Here is a 20,450-nt window from a genome sequence, read left to right on the forward strand (position 1 = left end):
CGGCTATGTACTTGGACGTTTATGGCGATACCCTGTGCGCGCTGGTCAGCGCCACTGCGCTTGCCTCCGCGGGCAATCAGGTCTTTTTGCATGTGCCGGAAGGCACAATCGGCAAGCAGTTGGCCCGGGGCGAGTGTCCCTATCGCGAGCCTGGCCTGGCCGACATGATGGCTGAGCAAAGCCAGGAAGGGCGCTTGGTACTGTCCGCGATGGATGTACCGCCGGCGCAGCAGAGCAAGGTGATCTGGCTGGCGTTAAGCCCCGATGCAATCTACCTTGCACACAGTATCGTTTCCTCGCTCCCGAGCAACAAAGCCCACCAATGGCTGGTAGTCAACCAGTCGACTTTCCCCGTAGGCAGTAGTGAAGAACTGCAGCAGGCATTGGCCACCCACGAAGCTGAAGGTTCGACCGGCAGCGCGGTGGTAAGCCTGCCTGATTTGCTGACTGAAGGCGATGCGCTGCAAGGCTTTATGCGCGCGGGCAGCTGGTTGCTGGGCGCTGATGTGGAATGGGCGCGGCTCCTTGTTGCCGAGCTGCTGCGACCGTTCAACCGCCGCAAGGACAGCATTCAGCATATGCGCCCCCGCGAAGCGGAATTCACCAAGCTGGCAATCACCGGCATGCTCGCTACTCGGCTTAGCTATATGAACGACATGGCCAACCTGGCCGACAGCCTGGACGTGGATATTGAACGTGTGCGCTTTGGTATGGGCGCGGACAAGCGAATTGGCGAGGCCTATCTGTATCCGGGCTGCGGTTTCGGCGGCCTGAGTTTTTCCCGCGACGTAATGAGCCTGGCATCCACGCTGCAGGTCAGCGGCATGCAGGCACAATTGCTGGATGAAGTGCTGCATATCAACGAGCGGCAGAAAGAGGCACTTTTCCGCAAGCTTTGGCGGCATTACGGCACCAGCCTGCGCGGTCGTAGGGTCGCGATCTGGGGTGCGGCGTTCAAACCTGAATCCTCCCGAATTGATAACTCCCCGGTATTGAAACTGCTTGAAGCTCTTTGGGCCCAAGGCGTGGAGGTGCATGTGCATGATCCACGCGCTCTGCGCGCGCTGGCAGACTGGGCCGGCGAGCGTGAAGACCTGGTACTGCACACCGACCCTTACGAAGCAGTAGTTGGCGCAGATGCCCTGATGCTGGTGACCGAGTGGAAAACCTACTGGAGCCCAGACCTGCTGCGTTTGAAGATGAACATGAGCAGCCCCTTATTGTTGGACGGAAGGAACGTCTGGGACCCTGCTTTTATCAAGCAAAGCGGATTTGAATACTACGGCATAGGGCGACGCTAGTCATGCAGACCATTAAACCTCAAGGTGCCAGCTGGCAGGCGTTGATCCGCCATGGCGAGGCAATGCAGGGCAAGCATCTGGCCGACATGTTTGCACAGGACAGCCAGCGTTTCGAAACACTGCACCGGCAGTGGGGCCCGATTCTGTTCGATTTTTCCAAACAGCGTGTTGAGCAGCAAACGTTGACCCACCTGATGGAGCTGGCCGAAGCGCAAGGATTGCAGGGCTGGATTGATTCGCTGTTCGCCGGCGAGCGCATCAATAACAGCGAAGACCGCGCGGCAATGCATTGGGCGTTACGTTTGCCCGCTACTGCGATCTGTAAGGTCGATGGCGAAGACATCACCGGTAAGGTGCATGCCCAGATAGAGCACATGGAGCAGATAGTCCGCCAGATCCGCGCCGGGCAGTGGCGTGGCGCGACTGGGGAAGCGATCACTGATGTGGTGAACATCGGCGTTGGCGGGTCTGATCTAGGCCCATTGATGGTCCACGGCGCGTTAACCGATTCACGCCTGCCATCTGCGTCCCCGCTGAGCATCCACTTCGCTTCCACCATGGATGGCAGCCAGCTGTCCCAGTTGCTGGGTAATCTCAGTCCGCATTCGACGCTGTTCATCATCTCGTCAAAATCCTTCTCCACTATCGATACGCTGACCAACGCAGCCACCGCGCGGCATTGGTTGCAGCGCGGATTGGGCGAGGCGCGGGCCGGACTGCTGGACTGCCATTTTCTCGGGGTGTCTTCAGCGCTGGGTAAGATGACCGAGTGGGGGATCCCATCGCAGAACCAGATGCATCTATGGGACTGGGTAGGTGGACGTTACTCGCTGTGGTCGGCCATCGGCCTGCCGGTTGCGCTGAACATCGGTATGCAAGGCTTCCGCGAGCTGCTGGCTGGCGCCTATGACATGGACGAGCATTTCCGCACCACGCCCTGGATGGATAACTTGCCGGTACTGCTGGGCATGATCGGCGTGTGGAATACCAATATTCTGAACATCAATGCCCACGCCATCCTGCCCTATGACGGCCGCTTGAAAGAGCTACCGAACTATTTTGAGCAGTTGGAGATGGAGTCTAACGGCAAGAGCGTTAACCGCGCCGGTGAACCGGTTGAGTACGCAACCTGCCCCATTATCTGGGGCAACGTAGGGCCAAACGCGCAGCATGCGTTTTATCAGTTGCTGCATCAGGGCACTGAGGCCGTGACCTGCGACTTTATCGTGCCGGCACGGCGTTATCTTGAAGCGCAGCATGACGAAGCCGCACCCGAATTGCTGGCGCAGCATGAGTTGGCCCTGGCCAACTGTTTGGCTCAATCCCGGTTGCTTGCCTTGGGCGATGCCGCCGTGAAAGGCGCGGATGACATGCCGCGTAGCAAACGCTACCGCGGTAACCAGCCGAGCTCTACCTTGCTGCTAGATGAGCTGACGCCCTATAGCTTGGGTGCGCTGATCGCGCTCTATGAACATAAGGTGTTTGTGCAGTCGGTTATTTGGGATATCAACCCCTTTGATCAGTGGGGGGTTGAGATGGGTAAGAAGATTGCAGTGGATACGCTGGATCAGATCCGCGGTGAGGGTGCGGCGTTTTCTAGCACGGATGGGTCAACTGCGGGGTTGTTGGAGAAGATTCTGCGGGGGTGACACACACTCCCGTCATTCCCGCGCAGGCGGGAATCCATTTTGACTTTCGGGCTTGGAGGTGTGGAGAGGTGTTGCACACGGGCATCGCAAAAATGGATCCCCGCCTGCGCGAGGATGACGGAGGAGTAGGGATGCGCGGTGTATTTCCTGCCGGTTTCCGTGCTGGTCATATAGCGCCGCCAGTCTCGCCCACATTTCCTCATTCCGGCCCCTACACGGTCAGGTCCACCCACTTGCTCATTCCCGTCCACCTCGTCATTCCCGCCCCACAACGTCGTCATTCCCGCGAAGGCGGGAATCCAATCGGACTTGGGGGTCTACTTCGGCCTTCATGGCAACCGAACCACCGCATGGATCCCCGCCTTCGCGGGGATGACGGAAGGGGCGGGGAGATGACAGAAGGCGCGCGGGGATGACAGAAGGGCGTGGGGATGGCAGAAGAGGCGGAGGGATGACAGAGCGAGCGAGGGTGAGGGGGACGTCGCGGGGTGTCACTCACTCCCGTCATTCCCGCGAAAGCGGGAATCCATTTTGACCTTTGCGGTCTGTATCAATTAGCGCCATGGACTGCATTCAAGCGCCACGAATTCTTTTAACTGGGGAAGACCATGTCTGAGATCACCTGTTTCAAAGCCTACGACATCCGTGGCCAGCTCGGTACGCAGCTCAACGAAGATATCGCCTACCGTATCGCCCGGGCCTTCGCCCAGTGGCTCAAGCCCGACCGCATCGTGCTCGGCGGCGACGTGCGTGACACCTCCGAAGCATTGAAAATGGCCCTGGCCAACGGCCTGCGCGATGAAGGCGTTAACGTCCTGGACCTCGGCCTGGCCGGCACCGAAGAAGTGTATTTCGCCACCTTCCACCTGGGTGTAGAGGGCGGTATCGAAGTGACAGCCTCACACAACCCGATCGATTACAACGGCCTCAAGTTGGTGCGCGAAGGCTCGCGGCCTATCTCTGCCGATACCGGTTTGGTGCAGATTCGTGAGCTGGCTGAAGCCAATGTCTATGATCTGGTAGACGGTCGTGACCCAACGGTGCCAGACGCAGAACGCGGCAACTATGAGCGGGTTGATACCCGCGAAGCCTATATTGAGCACCTGCTGGGCTATATCGAACCAGCCAATTTCACGCCACTAAAGTTGCTAGTCAATGCCGGCAATGGTGCTGCCGGCCCGGCGATTGATGCGCTGGAAGCGGCGTTCAAGCGGCTTGCGATTCCGGTTGAATTGATCAAGATCTGTCACGAACCTGACGGCAGCTTCCCCAACGGCATTCCCAACCCGATCCTCACCGAAAACCGCGGCATGACGCGCGATGCGGTACTGGAACACAAGGCGGATATGGGCATTGCCTGGGATGGCGATTTTGACCGTTGCTTTCTGTTTGATGAGCAGGGCCGGTTTATTGAGGGGTATTACATCGTCGGCCTGCTGGCTGAAGCCTTTTTGCAGAAAGAACCCGGCGCCAAGATCATCCACGACCCACGTCTGGTCTGGAACACGGTGGAACAGGTGGAAGAGGGCGGCGGCGTAGCAATTCAGACCAAGGCCGGGCATGCCTTTATCAAGGAACGCATGCGCGCTGAAGACGCGGTATACGGCGGCGAGATGAGCGCTCACCACTACTTCCGCGACTTCGCCTACTGCGATAGCGGCATGATCCCCTGGCTACTGGTGGCCGAGCTGCTGTGCGTGAAGGGCAAGCCGATGTCAGAACTGGTCGACGAGCGTATTGCGCGTTATCCGTCTTCGGGCGAGATCAATTTGACCGTCTCAGACGCACCTGCAGTGCTTGACGCGATTGAAGGTAGATACGCACCAGATGCATTGGATGTAGATCATACAGATGGGGTAAGCATTTGCTTTGCTGACTGGCGCTTTAACCTGCGGGCGTCAAATACCGAGCCGGTGATCCGCCTGAACGTCGAGAGCCGGGGCGATCAGGCGCTGATGGAGCGGGAAACGCAAAAGCTGTTGGACGCGATCAAGTCGATATAGGCGTTACCCGTGGCAGATAGGCCACCCGCATGCTAAACCAGGCAGCTTCAGCTATTGACCGCGAGTAGTTAGAAACTTGTTTATTCTGTCCAAACTCATTATCGCGCTCATTTCTCCTCTGGGCACGTCGCTAGCCGTTGGCACCTTTGCGTTGTTGCTGGCCTGCTTTGGTAGAAGACGTCTGGCGGCGGTAAGTGGCGCACTGGCATTGGTGTGGCTCGGGGTTTGGTCGCTGCCCGCCAGCAGTTTCTGGTTGATAGGCTTGTTGGAGTCCGATTACGTTAGCGTCGATATTCAAACGCTTCCGAATAGCGGTGCGGTGGTGGTGCTGGGCGGTGGTATATCACCTGCCGAGAGCCAGACTGATTTTGCCAATCTGCAATCCGGTGCGGATCGCATATGGCACGCGGCGCGTCTCTATCACGCTGGTAAAGCCGGTCTTATCGTCCTGAGTGGCGGCCGGCCGGCGGGTACCGTTGAATCTGAAGCGCAGGCTATGCAGGGCTTTTTGTGGGATCTGGGTGTGCCTGATAGCTATCTCTTGCTGGAAGACCGCAGCCTGAATACCACTGAAAATGCAGTCAATACTGCCGCTCTGCTACGAAAGCGAGGTGTCTCGGAGATCGTATTAATTACTTCGGCATATCACATGCCGCGGGCAAAGGCGCTTTTCGAGTCGGAAGGTTTGCAGGTGGTTGCTGCAGCTACCGATTACCAGAGCGTTGCGATGCCACCCTGGCGGTTATGGTTGCCGGATACAAAAGCCTTGGATATCAGCGGCAACGTGTTCAAAGAGTTAGTCGGACGTTGGTCAGGCCGTTGATACGTCCTGATAGTGTTTTTCAGGCGCTGTATGTTTCCCGAGGGAATGCGAGACTTTCGCAATGCTCCTGTACCTTGCCCAGTGTTACAATCTCCTCTCTCAGTCCTATTCCAGATCTGTTTGATCTAGCCTTCAGCTTTTATGGGTGACCTTCCTATGAGCCAAACCATTTTGGTAACCGGCGGTGCCGGTTATATCGGTACTCATACCTGCCTCAAGCTGTTCGAAGCGGGATATCAGGTGGTGGTGCTGGATAATTTCAGCAACAGCTCGCCGGAAGCGCTCCGGCGAGTGGAACAGATTAGCGGGCACAGGGCTGTCTGTGTTGAAGGCAATATCAACGATGGTGATCTGTTAGATCGGGTTTTCGCTGAACACGCAATTGATGCAGTGATCCACTTCGCCGGTCTGAAGTCCGTTGGCGAGTCGGTGCAGCAGCCGCTTCGTTACTATCAAAATAACGTCAGTGGCACGCTGGTGCTGTGTGACGCCATGCAGCGCGCGGGCCTCAAGAACCTGGTGTTCAGCTCTTCCGCGACAGTTTATGGTGATCCTGCGAGCCTGCCGATCCGCGAAGATTTTCCGACCAGCGCGACCAATCCATATGGCCGCTCCAAGTTGATGATTGAAGAGCTGCTGACGGATCTGCACCGGGCTGATCCGGAGTGGAATGTCGCGTTGCTGCGTTATTTCAACCCTGTAGGCGCGCACCCGAGCGGGCTGATCGGTGAGGATCCAGCCGGCATTCCGAATAACCTTATGCCCTACATCGCACAGGTAGCGGTCGGGCGGCTTGAATATTTGACGGTATTTGGCGGTGATTACCCCACCCCAGACGGTACTGGCGTGCGAGATTATATTCACGTAATGGATCTGGCGGCCGGTCATGTGCAGGCGCTGCTGTGGTTGGAACATCAGCGCGGGATCAAGGCGTTTAATCTGGGCACGGGTCAGGGCTATTCGGTGTTGGATATGCTCAAGACCTTCGAGCAGGCCTGTGGTAAGTCGTTGCCATATCAATTGGCCGAACGCCGCCCAGGCGATGTGGCCAGTTGCTACGCTGACCCGCAATTAGCGGCGGACGAATTGAACTGGAGGGCTGAGTTGAACGTCAAAGCCATGTGTGCCGATGCATGGCGCTGGCAGTCCGAAAACCCGGACGGTTACTGACCTGCCATTGCTCAACTGGGTGATGGTTAAGGGTATAATGTCATTTTGACATAACGATAGGAGTATGATGTGGTCAAGGACCGATTAATTAATTTGAGTTACCGCCATAAGCGGATTATTCAGATCGCAGCAGATTTTGTGTTGCTCTCTATCGCTATGTGGGCGGCGCTGTATTTGCGCCTTAGCCAGGCAGGGTGGGTATTGCCTGTAGGTGATCAGCTCTGGCTGTTTTTAATCGCTCCAGCTGTAGCCATTCCGATTTATATCAGGCTGGGTATGTATCGCGCTGTTATGCGGCACTTCGGCAACGATGCTCTAATGGTGATTTTCAAGGCTGTGACCTTGGGTTTTCTGGCGTATATGCTGGTGTTGATGGTGCTGCGGGATTCTGGATTTGAGGTGTTATTTCCTCGCTCGGTGTTCTTCTCTTATTGGAGTCTGTGCTTGATGTTGGTGGGCGGTTTGCGCTTGCTGGCTCGGCAATATTTTATGGGTGACTGGTTTGGCTCCGGCGCCTCGAAACAACAGGCCGATGAGTCTCCCGGCGGTAAGCCGGTGGCGATTTATGGTGCCGGCGCTGCAGGTAATCAACTGCTGGCGTCGTTGCGTGTAGGTCAACTATACCGGCCGGTAGCATTTGTCGATGATGATGAGAGTGTCATTGGCCGCATGATCGCAGGTTTGCCGGTGTACTCGCCCGATCAGGTCGGGATAATGATGGCCGACAAAGGGGTGAAAGAGCTATTTATGGCCATTCCCTCCGCCACCCGTGCTCGTCGTCAAGAAGTGCTTAGCACCCTGCAGGCTTATGCGCTGCATGTGCGTACCATCCCTGGTTTGATGGACCTGGCAAGCGGCAAAGTCAAGGTTGATGACCTGCAGGAGGTTGATATTGCCGATCTGCTGGGCCGTGATTCCGTACCGCCAGATCAGTCGCTGTTCGAGCGTTGCATCAAAGACAAGGCGGTGATGGTGACTGGCGCGGGTGGCTCCATTGGCAGCGAACTCTGCCGGCAGATTATCCTTTCCAACCCGAAAACGCTGGTGCTATTTGAGCATAGCGAATTCGCGCTCTATGAAATTCATTCCGAGCTGACGGGGTACCTGCGTACGCAGAACCTGAGTACGGTGCTGATTCCTATCCTGGGGTCTATCCGGAACTATCGCCGGCTGCAGGATGTGATTAACGCCTGGGATATTAATACGATCTACCACGCTGCAGCTTACAAACACGTGCCGATGGTTGAACACAATGTGGCTGAAGGCATCATGAACAATGTGTTCGGTACCTTGAACACAGCCCAGGCCGCGATCAAATGTCGCGTTGAGAATTTCGTACTTATTTCGACTGACAAAGCCGTGCGCCCAACCAACGTGATGGGTTCAACTAAGCGCATGGCGGAATTGGTATTACAGGCTTTAAGTGCCGAGCAGGCGCCACACTTGTGGGGCGAGCAAGCGCCGGTCAATCAAGTCAATCGCACGCGTTTTACCATGGTGCGTTTTGGCAATGTGTTGGGCTCTTCCGGCTCGGTCATACCGCTGTTCCGCGAGCAGATTCGTCGCGGGGGTCCTATTACCGTAACCCATCCGGATATTACCCGGTACTTTATGACCATCCCTGAAGCTGCGCAGTTGGTAATCCAGGCAGGTTCGATGGGTAAGGGCGGTGATGTGTTCGTGCTGGATATGGGCGAGCCGGTGACCATTGTTAATCTGGCGCGCAAGATGATTCAGCTGTCAGGCCTGACGGTACGTGACGAGATGAATATCAACGGTGATATCGGCATTACCTTCAGCGGGCTGCGGCCGGGTGAGAAGCTGTATGAGGAGCTGTTGATCGGCGATAACCCGGAAACGACCGCACATGAGAAAATTCACCGTGCCAACGAGGTGTTTATTCCGTGGGCGGAGCTGTCACCTATTCTCGACAAGCTTCGTCAGGCGGTACGTGAAGATGATTATGAACAGGTGCGCCTGACTCTATTGCACGCGGTGCAGGGTTACCAGCCGAGTAACGGGATTGTGGATCTGATTTACGAGCAGAAGACGCTACGAGCGGAGTAAGTTGGTAGCGCGCTTGAAGACCCGGAGATGTTCCGGGTTTTTTTGTGCCTGAATTCCGTTGGCTTCTACCTGCCCACTTCGCTGAAGCTGGCGCAGGCGTGGTCGAGAAACCGCTCTACCTTGGCCAGCGCTGGAGCGGTGAGGGTGACCAGGCGGATGCGTTTGTCCGTCTCGCATTCATGCTCGGCGAGCATGCCCTGGTCTATGGCGTTCTGTACGTATTTCACCGCCGTGCGGCGGCTGATGTTGGGCATTAGATCGTAGAGGTCGGTTTTTGCCTTGGCCGACTCGTTGCGCGTAAGCCACATCTGGGTGAACAGGTCGCAGTAGTTCAGATCGCTGAAGCTGGTATCAGCAAAGGTTTCGGCCCAGAAGCTGTCGATCGCAAAAATCGCCTGGGCTGCCTGGATGCGGTGGGTGTTGAGTTTGCTCATGGGTATGTCCGTATTCCTTAAGCTGTGTATTAGGCGTTATTGGGGCGTTTGGTGCAATCGGTGATGAAATCCACACCCCCTGGTCGTCATTCTCGCACCCTACCACTCGTCATCCTCGCGAATGCGGGGATCCATTTTGGGTTTGATCTGTTGGCTTGTTGGTGCGCGCCGAAAGTCAGAATGGATTCCCGCCTTCGCGGGAATGACGGGGTGGGGCGGGAATGGAGGTGCGGGGAAGCACCCTCTGTTCGTCATCCCCGGATCACACCGGTCGTTATCCCACTGACCGTCATCCCCGCGCAGGCGGGGATCCAGTCGGAGGTGATCACTTACGCAGTATTCCGGTGCAATCTAGAGCGGCTTGCTCCGATGTTGTGCAGTTATCTAAGCACGCCTTCGCGCCTATACATGCCGATTAGCATGTAAAACAGAGACCTATGCAAAGTTGCACCTATATGGCATGCGGATTGCTTTAGTACTGGTTAGTGATTAACCGGTTTGGAGTAAGTGGCATGCGATTGGATCTGTTTAAAACGGTGTGGGGCCATGAAGGCACGTTTGAGGAGGCCGCGACCTTGGCGGTGGATGCCGGGTTTGCGGGCATAGAAGCGCCTGCGCCCGCAGACGCCGAAGAGTTCCAGCAGCTGGCCACCGTCCTAGCCACTCACGGCCTGGATTACATCGCGGAGATCTGCACGGCAGGCAGCTACGTGCCAGACCGCCACGCTACACCGGACGAACATCTGGCGTCCCTCGAAACCAAGATCAAACGTAGCCTGCCGCTGGACCCGCGCTTCTGCAATGTGATGGCGGGCTGTGATGCCTGGCCTTTGGACGTGCAGATCGATTTCTTCCGCCGAGCCCAGGACCTGGCTGACCGCTTTGGCGTGATGTGTAGCTTTGAGACCCACCGCGGCCGGTCCTTCTTCAACCCCTGGGTGACCCGCGACGTACTGCGTGCAGTACCCGATTTACGCATTACCTGCGACTTCAGCCACTGGGTGGTGGTGTGTGAGCGGCTGATGGATTCGGAGTGGGACACCATTCTGGAAGTCGCCGAAAAGGCGCACCACATGCACAGCCGCGTTGGCTACGACCAAGGTCCCCAAGTCCCGCACCCGGCCGCCCCGGAATACGCCGAGGCGCTGGAATCGCATGAGCGCTGCTGGCAGGCGATCTGGGAAAGCCAGGCGCGCCGCGGGTATGCGGTGAGCACCATGACTCCGGAATTTGGGCCAGATGGTTACCTGCATACGCAGCCCTTTACCGGGATGCCGGTGGCGGACCTGTGGCAGGTGAACAAGTGGGTGGGTTTGCGTGAACGGGATCGCTTTGCGGATTGGGTGGGTGTGAAGCAGACGCGGGCGGTGGGCTAGGCCAAGGCTGGTTTGAGACACCGCTTGGATTCCCACCTGCGCGGGAATGACTCCTCTCTCACGTCATCCTCGCTTCCATCCCGTCATCCCCGCGCACGCGGGGATCCATTTTGGGATGGTTGTTTTGGAGTGGGGCCGGGCAAAAGGTCAAGGTGGATTCCCGCTTTCGCGGGAATGACGAAGTAGGGCGGGGATCCAAGCGGTTTACGTGTATTAACAGGAGATATCGGACATGCAGTTTTACAAGAACATCTGGCGCGACGAGGGCATGCTGCCTAACACGTTGGCCATCGGCTACGTATTGCTGACCTACTTCGGTGGCTGGGCGTTGCTGTTTGTCCGTACCTGGTGGAGTCTGCCGCTTGGGGTGCTGGCCGTCGCACATGGCATGACCATCGCCGCCTACCTGCTGCACGACTGCGGGCACAATGCGCTGTGCAAGAAGGTCGAGCACAACACTGTGATCGGTCGCTGGATGAACGTGATCACCGGCTCGCATTACGGCACCTATGAGGATATGCGCTACAAGCACATGCGCCACCACGTGGACAATTGCGAGCCGGTGGCCTTCGACTACCGCACCTTTATCACCAAGCGCCCGTTACTGCACAAGATCATCCGCGGTCTCGAGTGGTGTTACATCCCCGCGGTCGAGCTGCTGATGCATACCATGCTGATCGCCGCGCCCTTTATGTATGAAAGCAAAAAGGCCCAGCGCGGCCGCGTACTGCGCATCACTTTGCTGCGTTTCAGTCTGTTTGCTTTGGTCGTCTGGTTCGCGCCCTGGGCTGCGCTGGGCTACGCGGTGGCCTACTGCCTGTTCCTGACCTTTCTACGCTTTATGGACAGCTTTCAGCACAACTACGAGATCTTCTACACGCTGGACACGCCCGACGCCAAGCCGCCGTACAAAGGCGTGCGTGAGTACGAGGAGGCCAATACCTACAGCAATCTGATCTCCTCGCGCTGGCCCTGGCTGAATCTGCTGGCGCTGAACTTCTCCTATCACAACGCCCATCACACCAAGCCGAACATGGCCTGGTTCCGGCTGCCGGCCTTTCATCAACAGATCTACGCCGGGCAGTGCCCGCAGCAGTTGAGTGTGTGGGGGCAGGTGAAGAGCTTTCACCGGCATCGTGTGGCGCGGGTGCTGGCTGAGGAATACGGCACGGCCGATGTGCGCGATACGGTGCGTGATGGCAAGGCGGTTGGGGTCAATGCGTTGTCTTTCCTGACGGCATTCTGAGCGCAATGCTGGCTGGCTTTTGCCCTGGATAGGGGCGTTTACGGGGAGTGTATTGATGCCGGGATTAATGGCAGCAGTCTGGGAGCAGTTGGATTTCAAGCAGCCAGTGGCACCGGGTATCAAGTTGGTTTTGGGCGTGGTGGCGTGGGTTGCCTTTGTGTTGGCCTGGCATTTTGCGGCCACGGCTGACGGCACACCCAGCCCGCTGTTTCCCGGGCCGCTTCAGGTGCTGGGGGCCCTGCGCGAACTGTTTATGGAGCGTGGCTTCAGCTCGGACGTGCTTGGCAGCTTGCGGCGTATCGGTATCAGTTTTGGCCTGGCGGTGGCTATCGCGGTGCCGCTGGGTGTGTTGATGGGTGCCTTCCCACTGGTTTCGGCGTTCTTCAATCCGCTGGTCTCGGCTTTCCGCTATCTGCCCGCACCGGCATTTATTCCGCTGCTGCTGATGTGGTTGGGCACGGGTGATGAACAGAAGATCGCGTTGCTGGTTCTGGGGGTGGTGTGGTTTCTGATCACGCTGGTCAGCGATGTGGTGCGCCAGGTACCGACCGATTTTATCGAGACATCCAAGACGCTGGGGGCGTCGCGCAAGGTGATCCTGTGGACGGTGGTGGTGCCAGCGGCTTTGCCAGGGATTGTCGACACCTGCCGGCAGATGCTCGCGGTGAGCTGGACCTACCTGGTGATCGCCGAGATTGTTGCGGCCACTGACGGCATCGGCGCGATGATGATGCGCGCCCGTCGCTTTGTGCATGTGGACGACATCATGGCCGGGATCGTGGTGATTGGGGTGCTGGGTTTGTTGTGTGATTTGGCGTTTCGTGGGGTGCATTGGCTAGCGTTTCCTTATTTGCGTCAGCGGGGAAGGTAAAGAATTACTCATCTAGGAGAATCACTATGCGATTGAGCAACTGGAGCAAGGCAGCCAAGGGCTGTGTACTGGGCGCGGCGCTGATGTGCGCTGCCGGGGTCGCTCACGCGGCGGAGAAAGTGAATGTGTCGCTGTTCTCGTGGCCGGGTTATGGCTTCTGGTTTATCGCCAAGGAGAAGAATCTGGTACCGGAGCTGGACCTGAATATCAGCATTATCGAAGATCCCTACGAGAGCTTTGGCTTGATGACCGCTGGCCAGTTGGACATCACCTCCAGCACCGTTGAATACGGCCCGATCGCGGTAGATAAAGATGTGCCGATCAAGCTGGTGACCTACACCAACCCGTCCTACGGCACCGACAAGATCATCCTCGCGCCGGGTATTGAGTCCGCGAAGGACCTGATTGGCAAAAAGATCGCAGTGATGGAAGGCGGCCTGACGCAGATCTTTATGGGCATCTGGCTGGAAGAGAATGGCGTGGCCATTGACCAGGTCGAATTCGTTAAGGTGATCATGGATGAAGCGGTGGGCGCCATGCTCGGCGGCAGCGTTAGCGCGGTTGAACTCTGGGAACCCTTCGGCAGCCAATTGTTGAAGAACATGCCCGGCGCCCGCGTGGTTGCCGATTCCAGCCAAGGCGACTGGATCAGCACAGCGCTGCTGGGCGATGGCATGTATATGAGCGAAGCCTTTCTGACCGAGCGCCCGGAAGCGGCTGCGCTGGCGATGGAGGCCTACTTCAAGGCGGTGGATTTCTGGAAGGCCAATCCGGAGGAAGGCAACCGCATTATTGCTGAAGCCATCCAATTCGATGTCAGCGATGTGGAGATGGTCATCGGCGCGGATGGTGAAGTGTACAAGGGCGGCATTATGGTATTCGACCTGGAAGAAGCCTCGCGCTTTATGGGGATTGCCGAAGGCGAACTGCCGCTGGGCATGACCAATGGCCAGATTGCCGAGCATTGGAATACTACCAATACCTGGTGGCAGAAGTTTGGTATGGCATGACGCCATGCACGACTGGACCACCGGTGTTGAGCTGAGCCCGCTCAAGGCGGCGCTGGAGGCTGAATGAGTGCCGCTGCGGTAAAGCTGGATGCCGGTGCGCAGGGACTGCAGGTGCGGCAGGTGGGCAAGGTGTTCTCGGATAACGGCCGCGAGGTAGTTGCCGTCGAAGGGGTCAGCTTTGACGTCGAACCGCGCCAGGTCTGTGTGCTACTCGGGCCTTCCGGCTGCGGCAAGTCGACCGTACTGCGCATGATGGCCGGGCTTGAACGCCCGTCCAGTGGCAGCGTCAGTTTGAACGGCGAACTAGTGCGCGGGCCGCATCGGGATAGGGGTATGGTGTTCCAGGGCTATACCTCTTTCCCCTGGCTCAAGGTACGGCAGAACGTCGCGTACGGCTTGCGCGTGAATGGCGATATGTTGGCGATGCAGGAAGGCACGGTGGATTACTTCCTCGACCGCGTCGGCCTGAGCGCCTTCGCCGACGCCTACCCGCACCAACTGTCCGGCGGCATGCGCCAACGTGTTGCCCTGGCACGTGCGCTGGCCAATACGCCCAAGGTGTTGCTGATGGATGAACCCTTCGGCGCGCTGGACGCCGAGACCCGCTGGCAGATGCAAGAGCTGCTGCTGGACGTGATCCGCAAGGAGCGCATGACGGTGGTGATGGTGACTCATGATGTGGAGGAGGCGTTGTTGCTGGGTGACCAGATTGTGTTTCTGTCCCGGCACCCGGGGCGGGTAAAAACGATTTTGCATCCGCCGTTTAAAGCCGATAGCGAGATTAACACCCGCGAGGATATGCGTGCGCATCCTGAGTATGCGGGGATGGAGAAGCAGATTCTGGGGATGATGCGGGAGGAGGGCGGGCATTGAGTGAGCCTGCCAATCCGCTTGGATCCCCGCCTTCGCGGGGATGACGGGGGTGGGGGGCGCGCGTTGGTCTATTACCGCACGTCGCTTCACTCGGTCATTCCCGCCACCCAACATTCCCAGCTCACCCAATCATCATTCCGACTCACGTTCGTCAATCCCGCCTCTCCGTCATTCCCACTCACCCCGTCATTCGCGCGCCCACTACCGTCATTCCCGCGCAGGCGGGAATCCATTCTGACTTCCGGTTTACACCGCATCATCAACGCAGACCAATCAACATTGATCCCCGCGTTCGCGAGGATGACGAGGGGAGGGGAGCAGTCATAATCAGTCACTTCCGCACCTACACGTCGTTCCATCTCACACTCATAATTCTCGTCCCAGCCCCGCCATTCCCGCCCCCACCGTCATTCCCGCGAAGGCGGGAATCCATTCTGACTTTCGGTTTACACCGCACCATCGGCGGGACCAATCAAAATGGATCCCCGCGTTCGCGAGGATGACGACTGAGGGGGAGCAGTCATACTCGGTCACTTCCGCACCTACACATCGTTCCATCTCATACTCATAACTCTCGTCCCAGCCCGCCATTCCCGCCCCACCGTCATTCCTGCGCAGGCGGGAATCCATTCTGGCTTTCGGCTTACACCGCCCAATCTGCTTCCAAGCAGAAACACTACTCTCTTAATACGAATGATAATGCATGCTATTTGCAATTGTTGTATTGTGCTCGCCCAATGTGTTGTTCACCCTAGGAGAGTGCCTGTGTTCCGTCGTTCCCGTCTTTGCTTGAGTATTTCCCTGGCCTGCCTGACTTTGCCCGGGCTACCCGCCTTTGCCCAACAGGCTGTTGCGCTGGATGCCGTTACCATTAGCGCCACCCGCGCCAGGAGTGAGGCCGGCAAGACACCACAGAAAATCACAGTTATCAGCCGCGAGCAGATTGAGCAGCAGCTGGCGATCACTTCCGACCACGGTCAGGTATTGAGCAATCTGATTCCGTCCTACTCACCCAGCCGGCAAAAGATGACCAGCTCCGGCGAGACCTTCCGTGGGCGCTCGGCTTTGGTGTTGATCGATGGCGTGCCGCAGTCCACTCCGTTGCGCGACAGCTCCCGTGATGGCTACACCATCGATCTGTCGATGGTCGAACGCATCGAAGTGATCCACGGCGCCAGTGCCGAGCACGGCCTCGGCGCTACCGGCGGGATTATCAACTACGTGACCCGGCGGCCCGCAGGCGGGACGTTCAAGCAGCATGCCGGGATCAGTCTCAATGGGCCGACCGACTATGAATCCGAAGGTTTGGGCTACAAGCTGGATTATCGCTTCGAAGGTAATCAGGGCAACTGGGATTACCTGGCAGCCCTTGGTTGGCAAACCCGTGGCATGTTCTACGACGCGGATGGCGAACTGATCGGTGTTGACGATACCCAGGGCGACATCATGGATTCCACCAGCAACGACCTGCTGCTCAAGCTGGGTTACTGGTTTAACGACGATCAGAATCTGGAGTTGATGATCAACCGCTTCGAGATCGAAGGCGAGCATGAATACGTCAATGTGCCAGGCGACCGCGCCAATGGCACACCGGCCACTTCGCGCAAGGGTGAGCCGCTAGGGAAGGCGCCGCAGAACGAGGTGCTGGCGACCAGCCTGAGCTACAAGCACCATGATTTTTCTGGCAATCACCTGACCGCGCAGCTGTATAGCCAGCGCTTTCGTGGGCGCTTCGGCGGCGGCAGCCACGCCTCCTTCCAGGACACATCCATTGCGCCGGCGGGCACCCTGTTCGACCAATCGCAGAATGAGTCGGACAAATACGGCGGCAAGTTCAGCATCAGTAGGGAGGATATGTTTGACGGTTTGCTGGGGCTCACCGGTGGTTTCGACCTGCTGCAGGACACCACCAGCCAGATGTTGATCGAAACCGGTCGCGAATGGGTGCCGGAAACCCGTTTCCGCAACTTTGCGCCTTTTCTTCAAGCTGACATCCAGGCCACCGAGCGCCTTAGCCTGCACACCGGCGTGCGTCATGAATTCGCCAGGCTCGACGTCGACGGTTTCCGTACCATTGCTTCCACGACGACACCGCCGGGTGGTGTGAGTGTCGAGGGCGGCAGCCCGACGTTTGAAGAAACCCTGTTCAATGCTGGCCTGGTATTCCAGGCCACGGACTGGGCGCAGGTGTTTGCCAATTATTCCGAAGGTTTCGGCATGCCGGATGTGGGCCGTGTGCTCCGCGGCATTGGCCAGCCTGACCAGAGCGTCGACAGCTTCCTAGATCTGCAACCCATCGTCACCGACAACCGCGAGATCGGCCTGCGCTTCAACCATGGCCCCTTCGATGCGGAAATCAGCTACTTCGAATCCGATGCCGAGCTGGGGTCGCGCTTGCAGAATGTGGGCGGGATTTTCCAGGTTCGCCGTGAGCGCACCGAAATCAATGGCATCGAGGCCACAACCGGCTGGCAGATCAACCCGGTTCATCGCCTGCAGGCCACTTATGCTCAGGTAGATGGTCAATCTGACACCGACGACGACGGCAAGGTCGACACCGACCTGGACGGCGCCAACATTTCCCCGGACCGCTACGGCCTTAGCTGGCAGGCCAACTGGAGCGACAAGCTGAACACCCGCGTACAGGCCAATCACTACGCCAGCCGCAGTTTTGATAATCCGGATCTTGAATTCGACGGCTACAGCCTTTTTGACGCGTCACTCGGCTATAGCTTGCCGGTGGGTGAGGCCAGCGTGGGTATAGAAAACCTGCTGAACAAGGATTATCTAAGCTACTACGCCCAAGCGGCCAGCGTTCGGGATGACCAGATGTTCAAGGGCCGGGGACGTACTCTTACCTTGGGTTATCGGGTTAGTTTTTAAGCGCGGTGATGGGCGCACTCAAATCAAAATGGATCCCCGCGTTCGCGAGGATGACGGAGTGGGGCGGCGGGAGTAGTGCGTCCGCCGCACCTGCCCGCCGCAGTCCTTTGCATCCCAGCGCCCAAACCCGCTGTCACTTCCGTGTTCATACCCCTCCATTCCCGCCTCCATCCCTCGGTTCCCGCCTCCATCCCGTCATTCCCGACCCTCTCCCGTCATTCCCGCGAAGGCGGGAATCCATTCTGACTTTCGGGCTACACCAGGCCATCAGCACACCCAAATCAAAATGGATCCCCGCATGCGCGAGGATGACGGAGTAATGGGGTGGAAGGGGTAGCGTTACCCTGAGGTCAGAATATGCCTTAACCCGCTGCACTCAACCATCGGGTCATCGCAGTTGATGACAATCTCCGAGCGGGCCAGTACGTAGGCTCTCCCGGTGATGGTGTTCTCAACCATCTGATGCGTGCCGGACTCATGCGTCCCCGACGGGCATGTCCCAGACGATCGCGTCCCGGACGAATGTGTCCCAGTCATCTCACCTATAAAGCCCGTATCCCTTAGCGATACGGTTTCCAGTTTATCGCCCGCTCGAATACGCCCCTCATGGTGCATTAGCGCTAAACGTGCAGAGGTGCCGGTGCCGGTGGGGCTGCGGCAGATGACGCCGGGATGCACGTAGGTGGTCGAGCGGGAGCGATAGAAGTTGTCAGCGATCTGATCCACCGGCCCCATAAAGTGCAAAAACGGTAACGGGCCAACATCCCCCAACGTGTGATGCGAGAAACCGCGCTCGGCCTGTAGCGCCTCGACAATCGCAAAGGCGCAGTCATTCAGCGCTCGCTCTTCTTCGCGGGTCAGGGAAAATCCCAGCTCTGCCGCATCTACCAGCGCATAGAAGCCACCGCTGTAAGCCACGCTGTAATTCACCCGGCCAATGCCGGGTACATTGATACTGGCGTTGTGTGTGTGGATATAGCTGGGCAAGCCTTCACAGGTGATCGATTCGACCACGCCATCCCGCACCTGGGCTTCGATCTGTACCAGGCCGGCGGGGGATTCAAGCGAGAAGCGCTGGCGGCCTTCCTGCTTGGGCACCAGGCCGGATTCCAGCACCGCGGTTGCGGTGCAGATGGTGTTGGAGCCGGAATAGATCGGGTAACCCATGACCTCCATGATGATATAGCCCGCTTGCGCCTCTGGAAGCGTGGCGGGTACGAGCAAGTCCACCGACATTTCCGGGATGCCATAGGGTTCGTTGAGCAACAACTTGCGCAGTCCATCGGCGTCATCGCGCAGGTAGTGCATCTGTTCGCGCACGGTGTCACCGGGCAGGCGGCTAATGCCGCCGATCACAATACGGCTAACGTCGCCGCCGGCATGGGTGTCGATCAATTGCAGGGTCAGTTCGGTGCTCATGGGCTCTCCGTTAACGCATAGGGGGCGCCGTGCTGCTGCCATTGCGCGTCCGGCACAATGACGATCTTGCCCAGGTAATGGCTGCCACGATTAACGAAATATTCTTCGGCGCGGTGCAGCTCCGATAGCTTGAACGCGGCATGCAATACCGGTTTTAGTTCGCCGCTGCGAATCCAGGCGATCAGCTGCTCGGCTTCTTCACGGGTACCGTGCGATACGCCAAAAATCTGCACCTGGTACAGATAGATCCGCGTCCACATGATTTCGCTGATATTCCCACCGCTGGCGCCGGCAATGCTCAGGCGCGGGTAGCTGGTGCGACTGTTCATGTCGAAGATCATGCTGTCGATAAACAGATCGGTCATCTCGCCGCCGATCAGGTCCATCACGGCGTCGATGGGCTTGTCTTGGGTAAGGGCGCGGATCTGACCGGTGAAATCCTGCATGTTGGTGCGATCCAGCACCGCCTCAGCGCCTAGCTTGATCAATGCGTCTGCCTTGTCTTGCTGACTAAGCGCGTAGGGGATAGCGCCGATAATGCGGCACAGCTGGATAAGCGCGGTACCCACGCCGCCGCTGGCGCCGGTAACCAATACGCGTTCACCAGCCTGTATGCCGGCGGAGGTAAGCATGTGCAGCGCGGTCTGATAGGAGCACATACCCATCGAGGCCAACTCGGCATCGCTCAGCTCGGGATTATTGATGGTGTGGAACTGATCGGCTGGCACGGCGATATATTCGGCATAGCCGCCGTCCGCACCGTGGCCGTAGTAGTCGGGGGTCAGATTGATATCGCGTCGCTCATCAGCATATAGATTGAAATCCAGCAAACCACGCTCTCCGATGCGCTCGCTGTCAACGCCCGCGCCAACTGCTACAACACGCCCAGCCACGTCTGCGCCCTGAATGCGCGGAAAGGTCAGGGTAGGGGTGCCACCCGTCTGGAATGAGGTGGTTTCGGTCTTGTCTTTGGTCGGGTAGAGGCCTTCGCGGGCCTTGCGGTCGGTGTTGTTCTTGGCGGTTGCGGTGACGCGGACCAAGACCTGGCCGCTGCCCGGCCGGGGCGTGGGAACATCCTGCTGATAAACCAGCTTGTCGATGCCGCCGTGGCCGGTCAGCAGCATCGCTGCCATGGTATCGGGGATGTTGTGGTTGCTGGGCTCTGACTGATCGTGCGCCATCGTCTGCCTCCTGGTGGGGGTATCTACCCCGACCTTAACAAACTTCTGGCGTGCTGCGGGATTCGCTGGGTGTCTTCTTCCACCTTCGTCATCCCCGCGAGAGCGTGGATCCGCCACATCCCGTCATCCCCGCGAGTGCAAGGA

15 protein-coding genes are annotated in these 20,450 nt (G+C 58.1%); 12 read left to right on the forward strand and 3 right to left on the reverse strand.

Annotated features, from left to right (window positions below; all coding sequences use genetic code 11):
- The first annotated feature begins 5 nt into the window (after positions 1-5).
- The 6 genes from DT594_RS17665 (at position 6) to DT594_RS17690 (ending at position 9,013) form a co-directional block, all read left to right on the forward strand.
- Positions 6-1,301 carry a UDP-glucose dehydrogenase family protein gene (locus DT594_RS17665; protein ID WP_149334351.1) on the forward strand — a complete coding sequence of 432 codons (1,296 nt, stop codon included), beginning with the start codon at positions 6-8 and terminating at the stop codon, positions 1,299-1,301.
- A gap of 2 nt (positions 1,302-1,303) precedes the next feature.
- Positions 1,304-2,950 (forward strand): glucose-6-phosphate isomerase, encoded by a 1,647-nt coding sequence (gene pgi, locus DT594_RS17670; RefSeq protein WP_149334353.1) that lies wholly within the window; start codon positions 1,304-1,306, stop codon positions 2,948-2,950.
- 608 nt (positions 2,951-3,558) lie between these two features.
- Complete coding sequence (locus DT594_RS17675; RefSeq protein WP_149334354.1) at positions 3,559-4,953, forward strand: phosphohexomutase domain-containing protein; 1,395 nt, start codon at positions 3,559-3,561, stop codon at positions 4,951-4,953.
- 76 nt (positions 4,954-5,029) lie between these two features.
- On the forward strand, positions 5,030-5,776 hold the full coding sequence (locus DT594_RS17680) for a YdcF family protein (RefSeq protein ID WP_218574552.1): 747 nt from the start codon (positions 5,030-5,032) through the stop codon (positions 5,774-5,776).
- A gap of 156 nt (positions 5,777-5,932) precedes the next feature.
- Positions 5,933-6,946 carry a UDP-glucose 4-epimerase GalE gene (gene galE / locus DT594_RS17685; RefSeq protein ID WP_149334356.1) on the forward strand — a complete coding sequence of 338 codons (1,014 nt, stop codon included), beginning with the start codon at positions 5,933-5,935 and terminating at the stop codon, positions 6,944-6,946.
- An 87-nt stretch (positions 6,947-7,033) separates the two neighbouring features.
- Positions 7,034-9,013: a polysaccharide biosynthesis protein gene (locus DT594_RS17690; protein WP_281290930.1), complete on the forward strand. Its 1,980-nt coding sequence runs from the start codon at positions 7,034-7,036 to the stop codon at positions 9,011-9,013.
- Between the two features lie 65 nt (positions 9,014-9,078).
- On the opposite strand, the gene DT594_RS17695 is transcribed toward DT594_RS17690, so the two are convergent.
- Positions 9,079-9,447, reverse strand: coding sequence for a hypothetical protein (locus tag DT594_RS17695; protein ID WP_218574553.1), 369 nt, complete (start codon positions 9,445-9,447; stop codon positions 9,079-9,081).
- Positions 9,448-9,959: 512 nt separating this feature from the next.
- Here DT594_RS17695 and DT594_RS17700 point away from each other — a divergent pair.
- The 6 genes from DT594_RS17700 (at position 9,960) to DT594_RS17725 (ending at position 17,706) form a co-directional block, all read left to right on the forward strand.
- On the forward strand, positions 9,960-10,823 hold the full coding sequence (locus DT594_RS17700) for a sugar phosphate isomerase/epimerase family protein (protein WP_149334358.1): 864 nt from the start codon (positions 9,960-9,962) through the stop codon (positions 10,821-10,823).
- 232 nt (positions 10,824-11,055) lie between these two features.
- Entirely contained in the window at positions 11,056-12,069 is a 1,014-nt protein-coding gene (locus DT594_RS17705) for a fatty acid desaturase (RefSeq protein ID WP_149334360.1), read from the forward strand.
- Between the two features lie 55 nt (positions 12,070-12,124).
- Positions 12,125-12,940, forward strand: a complete 816-nt coding sequence (locus tag DT594_RS17710; protein WP_218574554.1) for an ABC transporter permease — start codon at positions 12,125-12,127, stop codon at positions 12,938-12,940.
- 26 nt (positions 12,941-12,966) lie between these two features.
- Positions 12,967-13,950 carry an ABC transporter substrate-binding protein gene (locus DT594_RS17715; protein ID WP_218574555.1) on the forward strand — a complete coding sequence of 328 codons (984 nt, stop codon included), beginning with the start codon at positions 12,967-12,969 and terminating at the stop codon, positions 13,948-13,950.
- Between the two features lie 63 nt (positions 13,951-14,013).
- Positions 14,014-14,823: an ABC transporter ATP-binding protein gene (locus DT594_RS17720; RefSeq protein WP_149334362.1), complete on the forward strand. Its 810-nt coding sequence runs from the start codon at positions 14,014-14,016 to the stop codon at positions 14,821-14,823.
- Between the two features lie 765 nt (positions 14,824-15,588).
- Positions 15,589-17,706, forward strand: a complete 2,118-nt coding sequence (locus DT594_RS17725; RefSeq protein WP_149334364.1) for a TonB-dependent receptor — start codon at positions 15,589-15,591, stop codon at positions 17,704-17,706.
- Positions 17,707-18,045: 339 nt separating this feature from the next.
- On the opposite strand, the gene DT594_RS17730 is transcribed toward DT594_RS17725, so the two are convergent.
- Both DT594_RS17730 and DT594_RS17735 read right to left on the reverse strand, forming a co-directional pair.
- On the reverse strand, positions 18,046-19,125 hold the full coding sequence (locus DT594_RS17730; protein WP_149334366.1) for a proline racemase family protein: 1,080 nt from the start codon (positions 19,123-19,125) through the stop codon (positions 18,046-18,048).
- The gene (locus tag DT594_RS17735; RefSeq protein WP_149334368.1) at positions 19,122-20,306 is read right to left on the reverse strand and encodes a zinc-binding dehydrogenase; all 1,185 of its coding nucleotides are present in this window, start codon (positions 20,304-20,306) and stop codon (positions 19,122-19,124) included. Before DT594_RS17735 ends, DT594_RS17730 begins: the two co-directional genes overlap by 4 nt.
- Positions 20,307-20,450 lie beyond the last annotated feature (144 nt).

The sequence above is a fragment of the Halopseudomonas laoshanensis genome (assembly GCF_008365385.1).
Taxonomy (GTDB): Bacteria; Pseudomonadota; Gammaproteobacteria; order Pseudomonadales; family Pseudomonadaceae; genus Halopseudomonas; species Halopseudomonas laoshanensis.

Bases quoted from the DNA above. Each gene is read 5' to 3' on its own strand.
- DT594_RS17730 (WP_149334366.1), bottom strand. From the start codon at position 19,125: ATGAGCACCGAACTGACCCTGCAATTGATCGACACCCATGCCGGCGGC.
- galE (WP_149334356.1), top strand. From the start codon at position 5,933: ATGAGCCAAACCATTTTGGTAACCGGCGGTGCCGGTTATATCGGTACT.
- DT594_RS17695 (WP_218574553.1), bottom strand. From the start codon at position 9,447: ATGAGCAAACTCAACACCCACCGCATCCAGGCAGCCCAGGCGATTTTT.
- DT594_RS17665 (WP_149334351.1), top strand. From the start codon at position 6: ATGTACTTGGACGTTTATGGCGATACCCTGTGCGCGCTGGTCAGCGCC.
- DT594_RS17675 (WP_149334354.1), top strand. From the start codon at position 3,559: ATGTCTGAGATCACCTGTTTCAAAGCCTACGACATCCGTGGCCAGCTC.
- DT594_RS17720 (WP_149334362.1), top strand. From the start codon at position 14,014: ATGAGTGCCGCTGCGGTAAAGCTGGATGCCGGTGCGCAGGGACTGCAG.
- pgi (WP_149334353.1), top strand. From the start codon at position 1,304: ATGCAGACCATTAAACCTCAAGGTGCCAGCTGGCAGGCGTTGATCCGC.
- DT594_RS17710 (WP_218574554.1), top strand. From the start codon at position 12,125: ATGCCGGGATTAATGGCAGCAGTCTGGGAGCAGTTGGATTTCAAGCAG.
- DT594_RS17735 (WP_149334368.1), bottom strand. From the start codon at position 20,306: ATGGCGCACGATCAGTCAGAGCCCAGCAACCACAACATCCCCGATACC.
- DT594_RS17715 (WP_218574555.1), top strand. From the start codon at position 12,967: ATGCGATTGAGCAACTGGAGCAAGGCAGCCAAGGGCTGTGTACTGGGC.
- DT594_RS17700 (WP_149334358.1), top strand. From the start codon at position 9,960: ATGCGATTGGATCTGTTTAAAACGGTGTGGGGCCATGAAGGCACGTTT.
- DT594_RS17705 (WP_149334360.1), top strand. From the start codon at position 11,056: ATGCAGTTTTACAAGAACATCTGGCGCGACGAGGGCATGCTGCCTAAC.